Genomic DNA, 19,714 nt, shown 5'->3' on the forward strand with positions numbered 1-19,714 from the left:
ACATGCTGCAAAATATTGGAGTACCGGGATTAATTTTAATTCTCGTCATCGCATTAATCATTTTTGGCCCGTCAAAACTGCCGGAAATCGGCCGCGCTTTCGGTTCAACGCTGAAGGAATTTAAAAAATCAACGCGCGATCTTGTATCAGATGACGAGGAAGAAGTGGAAAAACCGAAGAAAAAAGAAAAAACACTTGCTTAAAAAGGAAGGCTTTTAGAGACAAGTTGTACGTAAACAAAAGAAGGCGGAGATGTCTCAAAAGTTCATCGAGACATCTCCTTCTTCATTTCGATGGCCGGATTTTTTGATCTCGGGCCGGTTTTCTTGCTCTTTTGGCCGGATTTTCGGTGAATCCGGCCTTCATGATATAGAATCCGGCTGTAACATCGATAAATCGGCCTCAATGGTGCAGAATCCGGCCGTCCATCCGCCATCCGCAGCCTTTAGGGAGGAAATACAAGTGGAAGATCAAAATATGAAAGCACTCGAACATTTTGAAGAAATGCGTAAACGGCTGATCATTACCGTCACCGCGTTTCTCGCCTTTTTCATTGTCTCCTTCACATTCGTGCAGGATATTTACCATTACATCGTCAAAGATTTGCCGTTCAAATTGGCGCTTCTCGGGCCGGGTGACATTTTGATGGTATATGTCATCATCGCCGCTGTCGTCGCCGGTGCCGCCTCGATTCCAGTCGCCGCGCACCAGCTCTGGCTGTTCATCAAACCCGCTCTCTCGCCGGTTGAACGAAAAGTAACGCTCACGTATATCCCGGCGCTGTTTTTGTTATTTCTCGCCGGTTTATCATTCGGCTACTTCGTATTATTTCCGATTGTGCTGTCGTTTTTAATGTCGCTGTCCGGTAACATGTTCGCGACTTTTTTCACGACCGAAAAGTATTTCAAATTTTTGCTTCATCTAACATTGCCATTTGGTGTCCTTTTTGAAATGCCTGTTGTGATGATGTTTTTAACAAGCCTTGGTATCCTGAATCCTTACAACTTGCAAAAAATGCGTAAATTCGCCTATTTTGCACTGATTGTCGTCTCGATTTTAATCACGCCGCCTGACTTTTTATCCGATGTCCTCGTCATCATTCCGCTGATTTTACTGTATGAAGTGAGTGTATCGCTGTCAAAAATGGTATATAAACGAAAAATGGCTGCCGCCGCGAGCTGAGGATCGCGGCGTACAGCCATTTTTCATGCATAATCAAATTTTATGTTTCAAAATAAAAATGCTTATGCAGGCTGCATCCAGGGTTAAAGGATGTCCCACAGCTTGGGCACTCCGAACGGCAGTCCAAATACTCCTGAACCGTCAGCTCATGACCGCAGCCGCCGCACAGTACCGCTTTTTCATCAAACTTCTCTTTCGGCCACACTTTTGTATTCCCGCAACCGTCTTCCTCATGGCAGCTATGACATGGGTAATACGTTTGGCAGCAGTAAAATTTAATGGCGATCCGGTCAATTTCTTTATGGTAGTGTGAACAGCGCGTTTCTGAATCAATCACACTGCCCCGCACATCATGTCCTTTTACGTTCATTCTCTTCCTCTCTCCTCACACTTGTCTTATATACAGCACACGGCAGAAAAAAAGCCGCCCCGACAAATCTGTCAGGGCCGCTTCTTTACCGGCGGAAAAAAGTGCCGCTTAATTGATCTTTATAGGTGACGATGATCGCCATCGCCAGGAAAAAGTACGTTGTAAACGTTTTGTCTTCCCATATATTATACAGAAGTCCGCAAACAAAGATACCGATGAGCATTGATAAAACCGGAATGGCCATCGGATGATCATCACGGCGCTTCCATAAAATCGCGAGCATGCCAAGCAGGAACACCGCAAAGGCAATGACGCCAAGCGTACCTGTTTGGACAATGACTTGAATGTACTGATTGTCTGAATAAATATTAAAATAAATATCATATTTTTCGTAAATAGGCGATAAATAGCTTTTTGTCGCCGAGTCGCCGTACGTGGCAAAGCCGGTGCCGATAATCGGATTGTCTGTAAAGATTTCAAATCCTTTGTTTACAATAAACAAACGGCCGGTCTGTTTGCTCAGCTCTACTGTGCTCAGTTCAAATGTCTCTTTTAGACGCTGACCTTCCACCGTAATTTCCGGTCCATCTCCTCCTTCTGAAGGCGCAGGACGCGGAACATCATTTAAAATGTTAGCTTCAATGTAGCGCGCAGCGGACGCAACTGGCATATTGACAAGCACAACACCGATGGCGATAGCCGCAATCGTCATTGCAACGGCACGCCAGTTGCGCGTTAACAAAATGTAAACGACAAAGCCGATGGCAAAACCGATCCACGTCCCGCGCGAATACGTTAATGTCCAAACACCCATCATCAAAACCGCGCTAATAAATAACAAAATTTTCACCCATCTGGCCGTTACAAGTGAACGCAAATACATGACGCACATAAACGCAATGGTCAAATATACCGCAAAAACGTTCGGATTATTAATCCATCCATATATGCGGACGCGGTTATTTGGTGACAGCGCACGGTTCACCCAAGCTTCCGGCATCATCATTGTCCGGACGGATAACTTTTCGACAAGCCCCTGTACGACAAGAAGCATGGCAGTCGCCGTCGTTACCCATAAGAAGCTGATGACATCCTCTTTCGTCAATGAAAGGCGTTTCGCCGCATAAAATACGAGGTACGTAATGACAAAGGCACGAAGCTGAAAAATAATAGCATTGATCTCAACACCTGTTAAAAGGGCGGAAACGACACCGATCGCGAGAAATGCGAAGAAGCCATATTCAAAGGCGTGGAACCGGAACCATGAACGGATGTCCCGCCGCGTGTCCCATAATACACGCAATGTGATGGCAATGATGATTAAATCACCCGCCAATTTTAATCCCGGCGCCATTTCTGTTAAAAAGGAACGCATCGGGAAATAAATAAGCAGAAACAAGAGTCCCTCTTTCGGTTTCAAGTATGCCATTACCGCTGTAATAACAGACACAGCAAGAGCCAAAGCCGGAACAGAAATCAACGCAGCGGCGAGAAATAGGACAGCCGCGGCGCCTGCCATGCTGTATGAAAATCGATTATTCATTCTATTATTATATCCTTTCACTTTCATCTTTAAAAACACGCTCACAATATTGTATCAGAAAAATAAAATGCGCGCATCCAACCATAAAAGTGAAAAAACTGCATGAATGCAGTTTTTTCGCTCTTATTTACTAAAAAATGTCGATGTCAGCTCTTCATGCCATTTTTTAAAAATAGGACTATCGTATGTGACCATCCGTTCAACCATATTCGTTCCCTGATAAAAAATCATGGCTTTTTCATCGAGGCCGTAGCGCTTTGCAAAGTCCATATACATCGTAAACGTTTCGGCCCCCTCCGCCGCCTGCGTTATGCCATATGAATCAATTTCGATGGTAATGCCCGTGCCATACATTTGAGCATTAACAAACGCTTTATGAAGACGTTCTTCTTTATTCGAAACCGACGTACGGAACGCATTCGGCTGAAGGAAAGCGGCATCAAATCCATATGATTTCCAATGTTGGAAGTTTGTCGATGTCGCATGCGGTGCATAAATAAGGAATTTGTCCTTCTGATGAATTTTGTGTGAAATTGTTGAAAGAAGAAGTCCGTCATCCTGCACGCGGACGGTTTCATTCATCCAGTAATATCCTTTAAATGTGATATTTGTGAATCCAAATTCTTTCCACTTTTTTTCGACCTGCGACATGTACCAGTTGACAATGTCGTATCGCGCATACACATCGTTGGCGACTTCCCGTCCGTCCATGGTTACGAACGCCCCGTTCCATTTCGGATAAGGAATTGAAATATATACATTCACGTGCTGATTTTTTTGTTTCGCCGCTTCATTTAAATTTTGCAAAACACCCGTTTCAGAAAAGGTCCGGTCCATATATGCCTGCCAGTCCGCATAGTTCGCATCATTTTTCGGCGATTCGACCAGTTCCCCTCCATCATATGTACGGCCCAGCACGATAAACGTATCAAACATATCCATCTCTCTGCCGTCAGGCGATGCATAACTTAAATAGTGGTGAAAAAACGCTGGTGTGAAGGCTGTTTTTCGTTCCATTCCGTTGTACATGAGCACACCGCTTTTAATACCGGTTTTGTCTGCACTCGCAATTTCTTGTGAAAATTGCTTATATTTATTGCTTGTCGGATGAATCGTCCCATTTGTGTACTGTGCTGCCCGCTCAAACGCTTCTTCAATAGTCGAGACTGTTTCCATGACATTTCCGCTGCTTCTCACTTCATAACTGAGCGGCTGCTGGAACACGCGGGATAAAAACGCACTGAACTGAGCCCGCGTCACATTCTCAAGCGGTCTGAATGTCCCATCTTTATAGCCGGTTGTAATATTACGGTAGGCAATAGCATCCACGGCTTTATAATAGGGATCATTCGCCGGTATATCGGTAAATGACGTCGATTCTGTTCCTTTAAAAGCAAAAGCCGCGGAGAGCGCTTTCGCCATTTCATTTCGAGTCAGCGGCGCATCCGGCATAAAAGCACCCTCTTCCGTTAAAGAAAGAAGTCCTGCATCCACGACAGGCTTAACCGCTTTAAAACCTGGAGAAGATTCCGTCATATCACTGATGCCATCCGGATCAACCGGTTTTTCAGGGATGCCCGGAACTGGTTTTGTTTCCGGATTCGTTTCTTTTGTCGATTTTGTGGTTTCAATATCTTCAATCACCTGTTCGACCGGTTCGATCACACGCATCAGCATAACCGCCGCGTCTTTTCGCTTAATCGTTTCACCCGGTTTAAACTTCCCATCCGAATAACCGCTGATGACTTTATGTGAGGATAAAAATTTAATATCTTCATATGCCCAATATTTATAGGAAACGTCTGAATAATTCGCCGCATCCGCAGATGACGGCTGAATGGACGCCCCAATTAAACTGCATGCAGCCAAACCAAACAACACCTTTTTAATCTTCATTATTTCCTCCTGTTACATTCTTATTAAATTAAGTTTAACATAGCGTTTCAGATTACAAAGGAAATTTTTTATTATTTTTTTACAATATTTGAACAATCTGCTTTTGTCGAAAAGTCCCGCCTAAAAAGACGGGATGTTACTATTAGTGAAGTGTATTGTACAACTCTCTATATAAACGGTTGTACGTTGAATCGTTGTATGTCGCCATCCGGTTTACCATATCTGTTCCCTGATACATAATTAAGCTTTGACCAGGGAGCCGGTATCTGTTCGCCATCTCTAAATAATCCATGAAATTACCAGAACCGCTGGCAATTTGGTGCGGCGAGTAGGAGTCGATTTCAATATTAAGCCCGCTTCCGTAGACTTGCGCCCGCAAAAAGGCCCGGTGAAGACGCGCATCTGTATCATTTAAATCGAGACGAAACGCATTTGGCTGTAAATAGGCACCGTCAAATCCGTACGTTTTCCAGCTTTCAAAATTGGTTGAGGATGCATGGGGGGAATAAATAAACGTTTTGCCGGATTTATGTATAGCTGCCGCCGTCTGTTCAACAAGCTGCTCATCTTCAAGTGAAATGACTGTCTCATTCAGCCAGTAGTAACCTTTAAATGATAAATTCGTATAGCCTGCCGCTTTCCATTTGCTTTCAACTTGCTGGCGGTACCAATTGACAAGCTTTTGACGCTCCGGCAATGTATTTTTCACACTTTTCCCATTTGGAAGCACAATCGATTCTCCCTGTTTAGGATAGGGAATGGCGATATACACAGTCGGTTTCTTTCCAAGCTCCTTTGCATCCTTATTCAAAGCAGCCATTGCGCCATCAGCTGCAAAGGTGCGGTCTGCATACCATTTAAATTCTTTGTAATTCGCTTTATTGCGGGACGTTTCCGCAAATTCGCCGGTGACGCTGTAATTCCGTCCTAAAATAATAAAGGAATCAAACATCGTGCCGGTATAACGCTCATTTTGTTTATAAGCTAAATACGGCTTGAAAAATTCATTGTCAAATAAAGAGGGATTTTCTGCCCCATTATAAATTAGCACACCGTTTTTAATGCCTGTTTTGGTCATCGGCTGCGGTCGCTGTGCGTATGTAATAAGAGAATTGCTGACTGGATGAACCGTCGATCCCGCTGTCCGGACCGTCTTATTAATGGCATCCGTTTCGTTCTGGTACGAGGCGATCGTCTGCCCATTCTGCTTCACAACATATTGAAGCGGCTTTCCGTATATACGCGCTAAAAATGTTGAAAATTGCGCCCGGTTAACAGTTACGTCCGGCTTAAATGTTCCATCTTTGTAGCCGGATGTCACATCATTTTCGGCTATGGCATCGACAAATTTGTAAAAGGGATTGCTCTTCGATACATCTTTAAAAGAAGACGCGCCTTTGCCTTTGTAGTTGTAAGCGACAGCAATCACTTTCGCCATTTCTTTTCGGCTGAGCGGTCCATTCGGATTAAATTTATTCCCTGAAAGGGTGAACAATCCTTTATTCACCGCCGCCATTATTTCCTTATATCCGCCCATTGTCGCTTTCATATCCGATGGCTTTACTGAAGGATTGGAAGGCATCGGCCACTTCAGCGCCCGGACGACCATAATCGCCGCATCTTTGCGCGTTAATGTTTTGAGCGGCTGAAAAGTGCCCCCTGCATACCCTTTAATGACTTGTTTGTCTGTTAAAAATCGAATTTCATCGTGTGCCCAGTGATCCCGCGGAATGTCTTTAAACTGAGCACCTCCGGCTTGATTAGGCAGGGTTGTACTAAATAATAAAACACTTAACAATAAAAAGACGGCTTTCTTCACCGGATGATCCTCCAAACTAGTTTAATAGGACTATTTTATCAGTGCATATCCGAAAACAAAAGACAATTTTGTCAAAAAAAAGAAGAGAGCATCACGCTCTCCATTTCTAATGTTGGTTTCAGGGTTGTTTGCGATGTATAAATTTTGGCCGCTGTAATTTTCAAGCGTAACAAACTGCCCATGCAAGGACTGATTATATAGACCATTCACAAATAAAAACACAACCGGAATCAAAAAGAAGCCGGCCGTTTTAAACGGCAGCTCTTTTTTTCGCCAGAATAGCAGCCATACTAAAAAGAGCAGAATAAATACATACAGAAAATGCGGACGGTACAATAAACTGAGCGACAACAGGATCATCTGCGCCGCAAACAGCTTCACTTTATGTTCCCGTTCAAACAGTCACGATAAGGAGTTCAGACAATGAACAAATTCACACTTTTCTCTTCCGCTACTGCCGTTTCGATTGCCGCTGTCAGTGCTGTGCCTCAAGCGCAGGCTGAAACTGTCCATTCATTTAAAGATGTAAGTGCAAACTATGATGAAGCCGTTAGTTTTTTATATGAATTTGAGATTATTAAAGGAGTATCATCTACGGAGTTTGGCACATACAAGCCATTGACACGGGGCGATGCGGCCGTCATTTTGGCCAACACGCTTTTTCTTGATACCGAAAGCGCGCCCGATGCCGGGTTTACAGACGTAAACAGCCGCATAAAAGGTTCCGTTAATGCGCTCGCTGAAGCAGGTATTATTTCCGGAGTGACATCAACCGAATTCAAGCCAAATGACACATTAAGCCGCGGTGCCATGGCGAAGCTGCTTACGCTCGGATTCGAGCTGCAGGATTACGCAGTGGATACACCATTTAAAGATGCCTCCGGTGTATTTAAACCATACATTAACGCCTTATATGGAGCGGAAATTACAAGTGGTAAATCGAAAGATACGTATGGTACGCAGCTTGATATTACACGCGGTGACTTTTCAAATCTGCTCTATCGGACTATTTTATTCGCAGATGAGCTGTATTATTTTCCAGTAATCGGAAGTTACAACCTCACTTCTCCAACATCGATCGACATTACGCTGACGGAAGCCGTACCAGAAGAATGGAACGCGAAAGAAACCGTTGAATTTCTTCAGTTCTCCGTTCAACTGAAAGACGGTACAGAAACCATTTTTGATCCGACAGCTTACCGTTTGTCACAAGACCGTAAAACCGTCACGGTTGAGCATACGACATATGATTTAACAGGAAAAGAAGGCACGCTTTTCATTGACGACTTTGAAAATGTCATTGAAATTCCATTCAATTTCACAACAGCTGCCGCTGCTGACGCCAGTTTACAAAAATCGCTTCAAAACATGCCTGCAACAACAGGTACTGCTCAATAACAGCAAAGGGGCTATCTCGAAAGTTTATCGAGACACCCCTTCTTATTTCCATGGCCGGATTGTTTGAGCTTAGGCCGGAATCTTGAATGCAGGGCCGGATTTTCTGATTTTCCGGCCCTGCATCGTTGAATTCGATTAAAATAGCACAGAATCCGGCCATCCGCAACTTATGATTCCAGCCCGAGATGGCTTTTAAACTCCCTGGATACCCGATTCCGTTCTTCGTCACTGACTAAATAGTAATAAACACCATTGATTCGTTCATTACTTCCGTCAATCGTTACCGTTTCAATATTGTTGCGTGCAGATGCGTAATTTTTTTGAATGGCTCTCATGTCCCCGAGCGATAAGTTTGTCTGCACATTTTCACCGACTGCCTTCATGACATCGTTAAATTTAAAAATCATATCCGGGCTGCTTCCTTTATCAAGAATGCCTTCCATCACCTGTCTCTGCCGGGCCTGTCTGCCGAAATCCCCGTTTGGATCTTCTTTGCGCATGCGCGTGTAGTTCAATGCTTCCGATCCGCTGAGTGTAATACGTCCTTGCGGGAAATCATCACCGCCGTACGAAAAAGCAAAAGCGTTGTCCACTTCCACCCCTCCGACAGCATCCACCATTTCCTCGAGTCCTTCCATGTTCATTTCCACATAATAGTCGACCGGCACATCAAGGAAATTTTCCACCGTTTCAGCCGCCATGGTCACACCGCCAAACGCATAGGCATGATTGATTTTATCCTCTGTGTTCCTCCCGGCAATCGTCACACGTGTATCGCGCGGAATACTCAACATTTTCGCCGTATTCTCTTTTCCATTTACCGACATAAGCAGCATCGTATCCGAACGTCCTCTATCTCCTTCACGTTCATCCACTCCGAGCAGGAGAACAGTAAAGCCTTCTTTATCCTGCAGAGATACATCATCTGAACGCTTATCTGAATCAAAATCTTCCCCATCCAGCGCATTTTGGACAGACTGGTACACCATAAATGCAATACCGGCTCCAATAAGCAAAAAAATGAAAAAGCAGCCCATTAATACTTTTCGTTTGCCGCGCTTTTTCTTCCGTTGTTCCCGTCTTCCCATCTTTTAAAGCTCCTTCAGCTGTTTTTAAAAGAATAACATAAATGGGGAAACGGCACGACTCTCAAGAGTGCCGCTCCTTTATCACCGGCCGCGTCATCGATTTATAAAGAAGATCCTTTTAACGAAAAAGCGATTCAGAACGGCCCGTCCTGGCGATGGATGTCACATTGAATGGTCACGATAACCCCTTTTTCATTATGGCCTTCACGACAGCTTCTCTATTCTTTTTTAAATTGCATACCTCGTTATTTTCCCGCTTTTTCACGAAAGATTCAGCATCAATTGTGTTAAGCGTTCAGCGAATTGCTGATCGTCTTCTTTTCTCCGCTTCTTCGGGCCTTTCAATCGCCCTCCCGCCTGACGGATTTTTTTGGCTGTATGCCGGCTCAGCAGCAGCTGATCAATATTTTCAGGGGTATATAGCCGGCCGTTTTGATCAATCGCATAACCTTGTTTCGCCAGCACCATGGCAGCCAGTCCATAATCCTGCGTCACAACAATATCTCCTTTTTGCACGCGGTTTACCAGTACAAAATCGACCGCATCCATTCCTTTCGATACGATAATCGTTTCCGCGCCGGGACGCGTCATTTCATGAGACGTATCGCAAATTAACAGAACCGGCAGCCCGTATGTATTTGCAATATCACACGCAATATTAACCACCGGACATCCATCCGCATCTATTAATAATTTCGTCATTCTCTGCACCCGTATCATTCATTTATTTTTCGTTTATTCAACAGAGCCGGCCGTTCAATAGGATATCTCCTTCCTAATTGGCCGTCCGATCCTTTTCTTCTTCCTCGCTGTGCATTTCAATACAACTCCATCTGGGATTAGATATTCACTTATCCATATTTTGTACAACATCGGCATCCCCCGTCAAGCAATTACAAAATAACAAGGAACTTTTTCCGCATTCCGGCGTATAAAAGTAAGGAAAGGAGTTGTTCATATTGAATTACAGTCAATTGCGGGAAAAAGCCCGTGCATCACTGAAAGGCAGCTGGCTCACCGCCATTACGTTATTCGTTGTCTCCACCCTCGTTTTTTCGCTTCCAGACTATTTGATCAACTTCAACACAAATCCGGACGACTTTACGGTCAGAGATGTCATCAGCCTGCTCATTTCGCTCTTGCTGCTCCCGATGACGATTGGTCTTATTTGGGCATGGGTTGACTTATCACGCGGAAAACGGATCGGATTCAATCATTTAATCGAGCCGTATCAGAAGATTTTTATCAAATCGATTGTTGTTTCTCTTTTACAAGGATTATTTATTTTCTTATGGTCCCTGCTTCTGATTGTTCCCGGCATTATTAAATCTTTTTCTTATATGATGACGTTTTACATTTTACGCGACCGCCCCGAGTTATCGCCGCTGCAGGCCATTACGGAATCACGTAAAATGATGGATGGACATAAAGGGGAAGCATTCGTCCTGGGACTGTCCTTTATCGGCTGGCTGCTGCTTGGACTTGTTACAGTCGGGATCGCACTATTATGGGTTGTTCCATATATAAGCGTTGCGTTTGCTCATTTCTACAATACGATTCGGGCAGACTATGAAGAAAAACAAACCATATAAATTATCAAATAAACAGTCCAGCTGCAGCGGACTGTTTTTTTAACATCATAAAAGCCGTTCTTTTTCTTTTTACTTCTATGATGATTACCCCCTCTACTTGATGTATACTCATAGAAACGATTCATGACTTTTTTCATGGGGGAATGCAAATGTCTGTATTGAAACTAGTAAAATGTGTTTTGGCTGTATTTCTTGTTCTTGGCTCTCTAAATCTCATTTCCGCTGAAGGTGCAGCGAATGATGCAAAAACAAGAGAGCGTGAAGACAAACTTGCACAGGAAAAAGAAAAGCAAATTTTGATTCAATATAAAGAAAGCAGTAAAAAGAGCGAATATGCGGCAAAAAAGAAATTGTACTCGGCAAGCATTTCAGCGATTGAACCCATTGCCCCTCTCACAGAAGTCATTACGGTTAAAGACAAAAAAAATGTCGATGCCCTCATAAAAGAATTGAAGAAAGACAACAGCGTTCAAATAGTAGAAAAAAATCGCATCTCCCACGTATCCGCCTTAACGAACGATCCATATATATCCAGCCAATGGTGGCTTGATACCGTCAATGCGGTACCGGCATGGCCACACACGGATCAGCAGCGGAAGCAAATCGTCACAGCCGTTATTGACTCCGGACTGGACACGAGCCACGTTGATTTAAAAAACAAAATCGCGCGCGGCGGCTATGACTTTTATAGCGGCACCGCGGTGATGAGCGATCCGAACGGCCACGGAACAAAAGTATCGGGTGTTATGGCGGCGGAAGCGAATAACGCCGCAGGTATTGCGGGAGTAACCGGGGAGTTTGACGTAAAAATCCTGCCTCTGCGCGTAGCAAATTATGAAGGGGAATCCTATGTCTCCGATGTGATTGAAGCCATAGATTATGCCATCAGCATGAATGTCGATGTCATTAATATAAGTCTCGGCAGTGACTCGTCCTCCAGCCTCGAAAATGCGGCGATTCAGCGGGCGGCTGATGCCGGCATTATCATTGTGGCCTCCGCCGGCAATGAAGCACTGGAAGGCAATCCGATTTTATACCCCGCTTCCTATGAGAATGTCATTTCCGTCGGTGCGGTCGATCAATATAAAAACCGCTCATCGTTTTCAAACTATAATTCATACGTTGACGTCACCGCACCTGGAGAAGAAGTTTATACAACAGCTCCATACCAAAGCTATGAATATGTAAACGGAACCTCTTTTTCAGCGCCCATCGCAGCCGGTATCCTCTCCATTGCAAAAGCGCTAAAGCCTGAACTGACTGTGGATGAAGCATCAGACCTGATCGAAACCACAGCCGACGATTTAGGAACAGCCGGCTACGATATACAATACGGACATGGATTAGTCAACGCAGGACGGGTTGTCACCACTCTTTTAGCTGACAGTGCAGCATCGGTTACAGGCGTTCAGCTCGACAAAAGTACAGTTAATATGAGCTTCTCCTCACCGACAAGTTCTGCGTCGAATACAGCAGAGACGAAAAAACAGCAAATGAATGAAGCCACCAAAACCAAAACAGCGATTATGGACGAAACACGCCTTGTAAATGAATTGGATTTATATGAAAGCGAACCTAATGACGATACATCGTCCGCCAATAATATTTCACTCAACAGCTATCTATCCGGCAGTATTACAGACTATTATTTTGACACAGATTACTACCGCTTTACCGTCGATCAGCCCGGCACGTTTACCATCGACGCCGCATGGGTGAGCGGCTATGTCGCGGGATATGGCTATGAAGATGACCTTGAAGTTGTCCTATTAGATGAAAATGGCGACATTATGACATACGCTGATTATCAGCCCTTTTCGGACGGTACCGCCAGCCGGTTCATGAGCCGGCACATTGATGCAGGAACGTATTATATCACCGTTTTCCAATCATCCGACTACCAGTCACTTTACACAGATGAATGGTACGGCATCTCCGCCATGTTTGAAGCGGACCAATCAAGCGAACAGCCGGCGCCTGTCATTTCTCTTACGACAGACACCCTTTTCTTGAAAAAAGGACAGAGCGACAGCCTTTTACAGGCGGGCAATTCAATCACGGCGATTCAGTGGTCGTCCAGTAACCCCGCAGCCGCAGCTGTCGACCAAAATGGGAATGTGACGGGAACCGGCTATGGAAAAGCGGTTATTTCCGCAGCGGCAAATGGAAAAACGATTCAATGCGTTGTGAAAGTAACAGCGGATACGGTCAACCCGACAGCCGCGTTATTTGAAACGGTTTTGCCAGCGGATGCGCGAAATAAAAATGTAACGTGGAAAAGCAGCAATCCCTCAGTTGCAACGGTCGACCAGTACGGCATTATCACCGCCAAAGGGCAGGGAACCGCCGTTATTACAGTCATTACAGACGAAGGAAACTTCCGCGCGTCCAGCACTGTAAACGTCACAGGAAGCAAAACAACGTGGACAGACTTTTCAGCAAAAGACGTAAAAACAGACAAAGTGTTCACTGTGCAATTTAACTTTCCGGTCGACCCGCAATCTGTCAACAGCACCAATATATATGTGGCAGCTGACAAAGACGGTATAAACCGGATTCCTGAAGCTCAAGTATATGTAAACGCTGAAAACAACCAGCTTATCCATATCGCACCAGGTATATCATGGCCGCCCGGTACGTACTACTTATTCGTCACCAATCAGTTAAAAAGCACAGACGGCAAAACACATAACAAAAATATCCGTATGCCATTTACCGTAACGAATTAACAAAAGAAGGAGATGTCTCAAAAATTCATTGAGACATCCCCTTCTTCATTTCTATAGCCGGTTTGCTGTTTGTCTTTACAATCCAATTATTACAAATAATAATTGACACCTATCCTATTGACTCGTTTCTTCGCTTTCACATTCCAAATATTTTTCCCGCCAGTCTACCCGCTCCTGCTCTTCTATTTGCTGTTCGAGCGCTTCATCCCAGCGTTCAAGCGCGACATTCCAGACACGCGCGTAAAATGTGTCCTGTTCTTGGTTGTACAGGCGAAATTCCAGGCAGGGGACGTATTCGACCGGCCGTTCTTCCGTATGAGTGATGCGTGCGATAACGATTTGAAAACCGTCTTCCCCAATAGCGTTCTCCCATTCAGCCAGTGACTGTAGGATGTGGTCTGTTGTGGCGGACCGCTCATTTGCATACCGATAAAGCGGCATGTCCTCTTCCTCTTCCTTTTCAGCTTCATGAAGTTTCGCCAACGCCGGCCAAAATGCATCGTGAACCGGACTGTACACCATCTCCGTCGACTCTTCTTCCATTTCTTCCTCCACGAAGCCTTTTGCGAGCTGCTCATGTCCTTTTTCCGTCAGCTTGAAACCTTCTTTTTCGAGACAAATTAAGCCCATCCGCTGCATTTTTTCGATTAAGTCTGCAATAAACAGCTCCTCCACTAGCAGCATTTCCGACAAATTGGCGGCGCGCCGGATCACAGTTTCCTGAAATGAAAGGAGCATCATTTTCATGAGAATGTCTATTTTCGCCCGCTTTGCCCGCTTGAAAGCCACGTCATAAGTGGCGACCGGCAGCCTCCAGATGGCTGAATCTTTTATCTGAACAGCGGAATTCTCAAGCAGCTTCCCGCGCAGACGTTTGTCCAGACTATACATATTGCTTCACCTCCGCCAGCGTTCGCAAGCCGTTTTGTCTGTTAACTGCTGCTAATACGTGCTTATACATTTTTTTCGTGTCTGCTTGTTTCGGCCGTTCGGTAAACATTTTCGTGCTGCCAACCAATATAAGCAGTTCTCTCGCTCGTGAAAGGGCGACATTGAGACGGCGATAGTCTTTGGCGAAGCCGATGTCATCTTGCTTATTGTGGTGATTGCGTACCATACTCAGCAGAATGACGTCCATTTCCATCCCTTGAAACCGGTCAACGGTGCCCGTGCGAATCGTTACATGCCGCAAACGCAGCTCCTGCTGAATGAGCCGGTCGAGCCGTTTTACCTGCTCTCCGTAAAAGCTGATCACACCAATGCTTTTGAATTCGTCCTCTTTCATTCTTCCGGCCCGCTTCGCCTCTGCCGCCGCTTCGTCCAGTTCTTTCAACAGAGCGCCAATTTCCCGCAGTTCTGCCGAGTTATAAAGACTTTTTCCGCCTTTCATCCTTTCTTCAAAAAATGCCGGCTCGTTCGGCATGTCCAGCCAAATTAAATGATTGTTCCGCTGCACGAGCGGCGATTCAAGCATGTGGTCCCGCTCCGAATCAGAATCCACCAGTCCGCACTGCAGCCGGTCGTTTTCCTGCTCATAAAACGGCGTGATGGTTTCCATAATGTCTTTATGCATCCGATATTGAATGGCGAGCATCGTTTTGTTGCTTTTCGGCAGATTTTTAAATAACCGCTCAAACAGCGATTCCTTCAACAGCTTTTTCAATTCCGCTTTTCCTTCAAACTCATCATTGCCTTCCGCCAGCTCCTGAAGCGTTTCTTCGAGCGTATCGTTTCCAAGCAGAGGCGGCAGCTGGTGATGGTCGCCTACTAAAATGATCTTCTTCCCTTTTAGCATCGGCAAAAGCAATTCCGGCGGCGTCGCTTTCGATACTTCATCAATAATGACGACATCAAACACAGGATAGCTGTCAATAAAATCCTTCCGTGCAGAAGCGACACACGTCGTCCCGATCACATTGGCATGCTTCACATACAGCTTGCGGATTTCATCCAAGTCATGATCACTCGCTTCACCCAGCATGGTCAGCCATTTCTGTTGAATGGATTGAAAAAGGGGCAGCTTCTGCTTTTCCTGCTTAAGCGATTCTCGTGTAAACGAAAGACTCGCCAGCTGTTTCAGCATGTTTTCATGCTCTTGCTCCGGTTGTGCTGCGAGGATGTCATGTAAAGGCGCCAATTCCTCTTCCTTCCGGCGGATCAAATCCCGCAGCTGATCCAGCTGTGTTTCGATTTGTGTGATCGTTTTTTTCACTTCCGGCAAAGAAGCCGCCTGTTTCGCTTGTTTCTTCCGATTCACTGCTGCTCTTTTCTTCACTTGTTCATAGGCTTCTTTCTTTTTCTGCAAAAAAAGCATCTGTTCCTCCAGTTGCTGAAGAGTGGCTTTCGCATTTGGAATCGGCTCATAGGACTCCCTCATCTTGTTATGCCTGTTTTGGAGCAGAGCAAGCTCTTCCTTCTGTTTTTCAAGCGATTTCAGCAACCTTTGGTGCGACGTTTGGATCACTTTCTGTTTTTGCCGAATAAGTTCTATCATTTCCTGCTGAAAAAGTGGAAAGAGTTCAACAGCTGTTCGTTTCAATTCATCAGCCGATTTTAGCCGTTTCGCCTTCCGCCATATAAATTGTCTCCGGTCATACAGCCCTTCCAAATATACCGCAAGCCGTCTCGGGTCCATTTTTGGATGCTGCTTTAATTCCTGCCTTAACGCATCCAAAAAACGGTCAATCTCATCAGCCGTATAAGAGGAAGAACCCTGGGGCGTGCCTAGCCGTCCCAACAGCTGCTCAACGTATGATATGGCGCGGTTTAGCTGATCGTTATATGCTTTTAATTTCGCCAGCTGATTCATTTTCTGGCGAATGTCATCCAGCCTGTCGATCAAATACAGAGCGCGCGGCGTTCGTTCCAGATTATGTTCCAGTATGATCCATTTTAAGCCATCCACTCGTTTGACCGACGCCGCTTTTTTTATTAAAGCGTCCAGCTGTTTGTTCATGACGGCTTGTTGTTCACACTCAGAAGCCGCTTGATCGGCCTGCTGACGTTTCTCGTTCATTTCGGCTTCAAGTTCATCGCAGGCAATCACATGGCGCAGCTTGTGAATTCTTGTTTGCAGGGCCTCCCATTCTGTTTGAATCGCCGCGCTATCCGGCTGGGTGCGAAGAAATTGCTCGTCTTTTTCAATCGAAGCGTTCAAAGAAAGAAGTGCTTCTTCTAAATTCTGCAATTGTTTTTGCGCCTCTTGCTGTTCTTGCTTCGCTGCGTTAAGGTGTTTTTTCTGCCGGCCGATAAACGCCTGGCCTTCTGCAGCTATTTTTTCAGCATGCTTTTTCGCTTCAACCGCAGCTTCGATTCGTTTAAGCTCAGGCTGAAGCTGCTCGTATTTCCGTTCATTCGCGGCCCATTCTGATTCAATTTCCGCTTCCCTCTTTTTGCGCGCTTCAAATTGAGCAGACACTTCTTTGAGCGTATGGTCTTTCCAATACTGCCCGATGTTTTCTTCAATAAACTTCTTGCCTTCTTCTTCAATGCTCTCCGTCCGTCCAACTCGGAGAATGCGAATGTCTTTGTTCGCCAACAGCCGGCCGAGTGCATTGTCGACCGCTAAATTCGACTGGGACGCAACCAATGTCCGCAGCCCCGCCCGCGCATTTTGGAGGCAAATTTCCGAAATAACTGTCGTCTTGCCGGTGCCGGGCGGTCCTTGAATCACATATAAATCTTCCGCCGCCATCGCGCCCATCACGGCCTCTTTTTGAAACTCGTTCAATCGATTATGAAGTACCGGTGCGGCCAGCTTTTTCAGTGTCCGCACCGGCGGCTTGTCTTCAAATAAAATGCGCTCCAAATCGCGGTTCGCCGCCAAGCCTTGTTCAAGGTGCTTAAACCCTTGCCGCAGCCGTTTCACCTGGCTTAATGCCGCAAAATTGCTGAATACGACTTCTTTCTGGCTGACATCAAACTGCTGCTGCCGGGCCCGTTCCGCCATATGCCCATGCAGCTCCACTTCCATTGTCCGGGCCGCCGCATTCACTTTCAGCACCTTGCCGATATCTTGCTTGAATCCTTTTATTCGAACGCTCAAATCCTTCAGCGATTTCCAGTCATTTTCCTTCAGCTGGCAGCCTTTAATCGTCACCCTGCTGAAATCGCTGTTGAATGTGAGCCCCGAATAGCGCGACGTCATGTCCGGAATATCCGCCTGCCGCTCCTCGATTTTTAAATATCCTTCCCAGCTGGCAATGCGCTTTTTCACATACGCCGAGCTTTCCTGCGCAACAGGCATCTCGTGAATGAAGCTGAGCAAGCCGGCCGGCACGGACCTTATTCTTTCGTCAAACGTGATCCATAACGGCCGGCGCCAATTCGTCCAAACCGGTGTGTGTGCCGCTCTGGCCGTTACATTCGTTACAACGAGCCGGTCTTTCTCCACGACGACATGCATTACAATCACGAGGCCGCCGCTCTTTTCGGCCATTCGGCTATTCTCTTTATTATCCAAAAAGAGAGCTGCCGAAAGCGGACGATCTTCCTCCTGTGGATACTTCTCTATATAAACCTTAAATGACTCCTCCAACGAAAAAAACGAGCGCTCCTCTAGATTGAGCTCCCGCAATTTGTCTTTCGCCCTATTCGTCCATACTGCCGGACAGCGATATGTCTGGCTGCTCGTCTTGATCATATATTCACCTGCTTTTTGGGGCCTTAAATGTTTATCTGAAAAAGGACGGTTTTATTTATTTTTTCCCTGTCTTGCATTATAGCATATCGAACTTTTCGTATGTATTTCACTTGAATTCAAGAGACCATGACAATAGAATGCCCCCTTCCTTATGACGGTAAAAAAAGAAAAGGGACGTCTCAAAAGACTCAATGAGACATCCCTTTTTCATTTTTATAGCCGGATTTTTTGCACTTTGGGCCGGTTTCCTTGTAACTTGGGCCGAATCCCCATAAATTCGGCCTTCCCTCCATACTTGTGGGACATGCAGCCCTTTATCTTCGTGACTTATCACTGGGCCGGGAGACTGACCATTATCCTGCTTCCCATTTCGCGACTTCTTCCCGCACAATCGGCGCCACTTCTTTGCCGAGAAGCTCTATTGCTTTCATGACTAAATCATGCGGCATTGTGCCAACCGGAACGTGCAGCATAAACCGTGTGACACCAACATTTTTGCGCAAATGAATCATTTTGTCTGCTACTGTTTGCGGATCTCCAACATACAATGCACCTTCAAAGCTGCGGGCTGCATCAAAACTCGACCGGCTGTACGGTCCCCAGCCGCGCTCTTTCCCCAGCTTATTCATGACCGCCTGCGTAGATGGGAAAAACAAGTCAGCCGCCTTTTTCGTATTGTCCGCAATAAATCCGTGTGAATGAGAAGCAACCGGCAGTTTCGATGGGTCATGACCTCCATGAACCGCCGCCTTTTTGTACAATTCCACAAGCGGCGCAAACTGCACAGGGCTGCCGCCGATAATCGCCAGCACAAGCGGCAGGCCGAGAAGCCCCGCACGAATAACAGATTCCTGATTGCCGCCGCTTCCGATCCAGACCGGAAGCGGATTCTGCACCGGACGCGGATATACACCCAAGTTATTGATGGCCGGGCGATGTCCGCCTTTCCACGTCACTTTCTCTGATTCCCGTATTTTCAGCAGCAAGTCCAGTTTTTCCTCAAACAACTCGTTGTAGTCTTTCAAATCATAGCCAAACAATGGAAACGACTCAATAAACGAACCGCGCCCCGCCATAATTTCCGCCCGTCCGTTCGAGAGCGCATCTACTGTCGCAAAATCCTGAAACACCCGCACCGGATCCGCAGAAGACAGCACCGTTACCGCGCTCGTCAGCCGAATGCGCTTTGTCTGCGGTGCCGCCGCAGCCAGCACAACTGCAGGAGAGGACGCCGCAAAATCCTCCCGGTGATGCTCGCCCACGCCAAACACATCAAGCCCCACTTGATCCGCCAGCACAATCTCTTCCACCACTTCGCGAATCCGCTCCGCATGGCTGATCACTTCTCCCGTCGCCACATCCGGCGTCGTCTCCACAAACGTGCTAATTCCAATTTCCATTCAAAAACCTTCTTTCCGTTTTTTCTGCTTTAAAGGTACCACGAATGGCTTGAAT

15 protein-coding genes are annotated in these 19,714 nt (G+C 45.9%); 5 read left to right on the plus strand and 10 right to left on the minus strand.

All coding sequences use genetic code 11. The features are described 5' to 3' along the window. The first annotated feature begins 2 nt into the window (after positions 1 to 2). On the plus strand, positions 3 to 203 hold the full coding sequence (locus BTO30_RS01420) for a twin-arginine translocase TatA/TatE family subunit (RefSeq protein WP_075396919.1): 201 nt from the start codon (positions 3 to 5) through the stop codon (positions 201 to 203). 274 nt (positions 204 to 477) lie between these two features. Then, the gene (gene tatC, locus BTO30_RS01425) at positions 478 to 1,182 is read left to right on the plus strand and encodes a twin-arginine translocase subunit TatC (protein WP_425429438.1); all 705 of its coding nucleotides are present in this window, start codon (positions 478 to 480) and stop codon (positions 1,180 to 1,182) included. 40 nt (positions 1,183 to 1,222) lie between these two features. Here the strand turns inward: tatC and BTO30_RS01430 are convergent, their stop codons facing one another. From BTO30_RS01430 to BTO30_RS01450, 5 genes are all read right to left on the minus strand, one after another. Further along, entirely contained in the window at positions 1,223 to 1,552 is a 330-nt protein-coding gene (locus BTO30_RS01430) for a CHY zinc finger protein (RefSeq protein ID WP_075396920.1), read from the minus strand. 85 nt (positions 1,553 to 1,637) lie between these two features. Next, positions 1,638 to 3,095 carry an O-antigen ligase family protein gene (locus tag BTO30_RS01435; RefSeq protein ID WP_075396921.1) on the minus strand — a complete coding sequence of 486 codons (1,458 nt, stop codon included), beginning with the start codon at positions 3,093 to 3,095 and terminating at the stop codon, positions 1,638 to 1,640. 123 nt (positions 3,096 to 3,218) lie between these two features. After that, positions 3,219 to 4,991 (minus strand): DUF4855 domain-containing protein, encoded by a 1,773-nt coding sequence (locus BTO30_RS01440; protein ID WP_075396922.1) that lies wholly within the window; start codon positions 4,989 to 4,991, stop codon positions 3,219 to 3,221. A 142-nt stretch (positions 4,992 to 5,133) separates the two neighbouring features. Continuing rightward, complete coding sequence (locus BTO30_RS01445) at positions 5,134 to 6,810, minus strand: DUF4855 domain-containing protein (protein WP_075396923.1); 1,677 nt, start codon at positions 6,808 to 6,810, stop codon at positions 5,134 to 5,136. A 30-nt stretch (positions 6,811 to 6,840) separates the two neighbouring features. Further along, complete coding sequence (locus BTO30_RS01450) at positions 6,841 to 7,191, minus strand: hypothetical protein (protein ID WP_075396924.1); 351 nt, start codon at positions 7,189 to 7,191, stop codon at positions 6,841 to 6,843. Positions 7,192 to 7,233: 42 nt separating this feature from the next. Here BTO30_RS01450 and BTO30_RS01455 point away from each other — a divergent pair, with 42 nt between their 5' ends. Next, a complete protein-coding gene (locus BTO30_RS01455; RefSeq protein ID WP_083632237.1) occupies positions 7,234 to 8,208 on the plus strand; it encodes an S-layer homology domain-containing protein in 975 nt (324 codons plus the stop codon). A gap of 167 nt (positions 8,209 to 8,375) precedes the next feature. On the opposite strand, the gene BTO30_RS01460 is transcribed toward BTO30_RS01455, so the two are convergent. Both BTO30_RS01460 and BTO30_RS01465 read right to left on the minus strand, forming a co-directional pair. Continuing rightward, positions 8,376 to 9,296 carry an LCP family glycopolymer transferase gene (locus tag BTO30_RS01460; RefSeq protein ID WP_075396925.1) on the minus strand — a complete coding sequence of 307 codons (921 nt, stop codon included), beginning with the start codon at positions 9,294 to 9,296 and terminating at the stop codon, positions 8,376 to 8,378. Between the two features lie 261 nt (positions 9,297 to 9,557). Continuing rightward, positions 9,558 to 9,998 (minus strand): YaiI/YqxD family protein, encoded by a 441-nt coding sequence (locus tag BTO30_RS01465; protein WP_075396926.1) that lies wholly within the window; start codon positions 9,996 to 9,998, stop codon positions 9,558 to 9,560. 257 nt (positions 9,999 to 10,255) lie between these two features. Between BTO30_RS01465 and BTO30_RS01470 the strand changes: the two genes are divergently transcribed. After that, a complete protein-coding gene (locus BTO30_RS01470; protein ID WP_075396927.1) occupies positions 10,256 to 10,888 on the plus strand; it encodes a DUF975 family protein in 633 nt (210 codons plus the stop codon). A gap of 149 nt (positions 10,889 to 11,037) precedes the next feature. Then, positions 11,038 to 13,617, plus strand: coding sequence for a S8 family serine peptidase (locus BTO30_RS01475; protein WP_075396928.1), 2,580 nt, complete (start codon positions 11,038 to 11,040; stop codon positions 13,615 to 13,617). A 114-nt stretch (positions 13,618 to 13,731) separates the two neighbouring features. On the opposite strand, the gene BTO30_RS01480 is transcribed toward BTO30_RS01475, so the two are convergent. From BTO30_RS01480 to BTO30_RS01495, 3 genes are all read right to left on the minus strand, one after another. Further along, a complete protein-coding gene (locus BTO30_RS01480) occupies positions 13,732 to 14,508 on the minus strand; it encodes a hypothetical protein (RefSeq protein WP_075396929.1) in 777 nt (258 codons plus the stop codon). Then, positions 14,501 to 18,259 carry a DEAD/DEAH box helicase gene (locus BTO30_RS01485; protein ID WP_075396930.1) on the minus strand — a complete coding sequence of 1,253 codons (3,759 nt, stop codon included), beginning with the start codon at positions 18,257 to 18,259 and terminating at the stop codon, positions 14,501 to 14,503. Before BTO30_RS01485 ends, BTO30_RS01480 begins: the two co-directional genes overlap by 8 nt. Positions 18,260 to 18,612: 353 nt before the next feature. Further along, positions 18,613 to 19,659 (minus strand): LLM class flavin-dependent oxidoreductase, encoded by a 1,047-nt coding sequence (locus tag BTO30_RS01495; RefSeq protein ID WP_075396932.1) that lies wholly within the window; start codon positions 19,657 to 19,659, stop codon positions 18,613 to 18,615. Between the last annotated feature and the right edge of the window lie 55 nt (positions 19,660 to 19,714).

It is taken from the genome of Domibacillus antri, assembly GCF_001936625.1.
Lineage (GTDB): Bacteria > Bacillota > Bacilli > Bacillales > Domibacillaceae > Domibacillus > Domibacillus antri.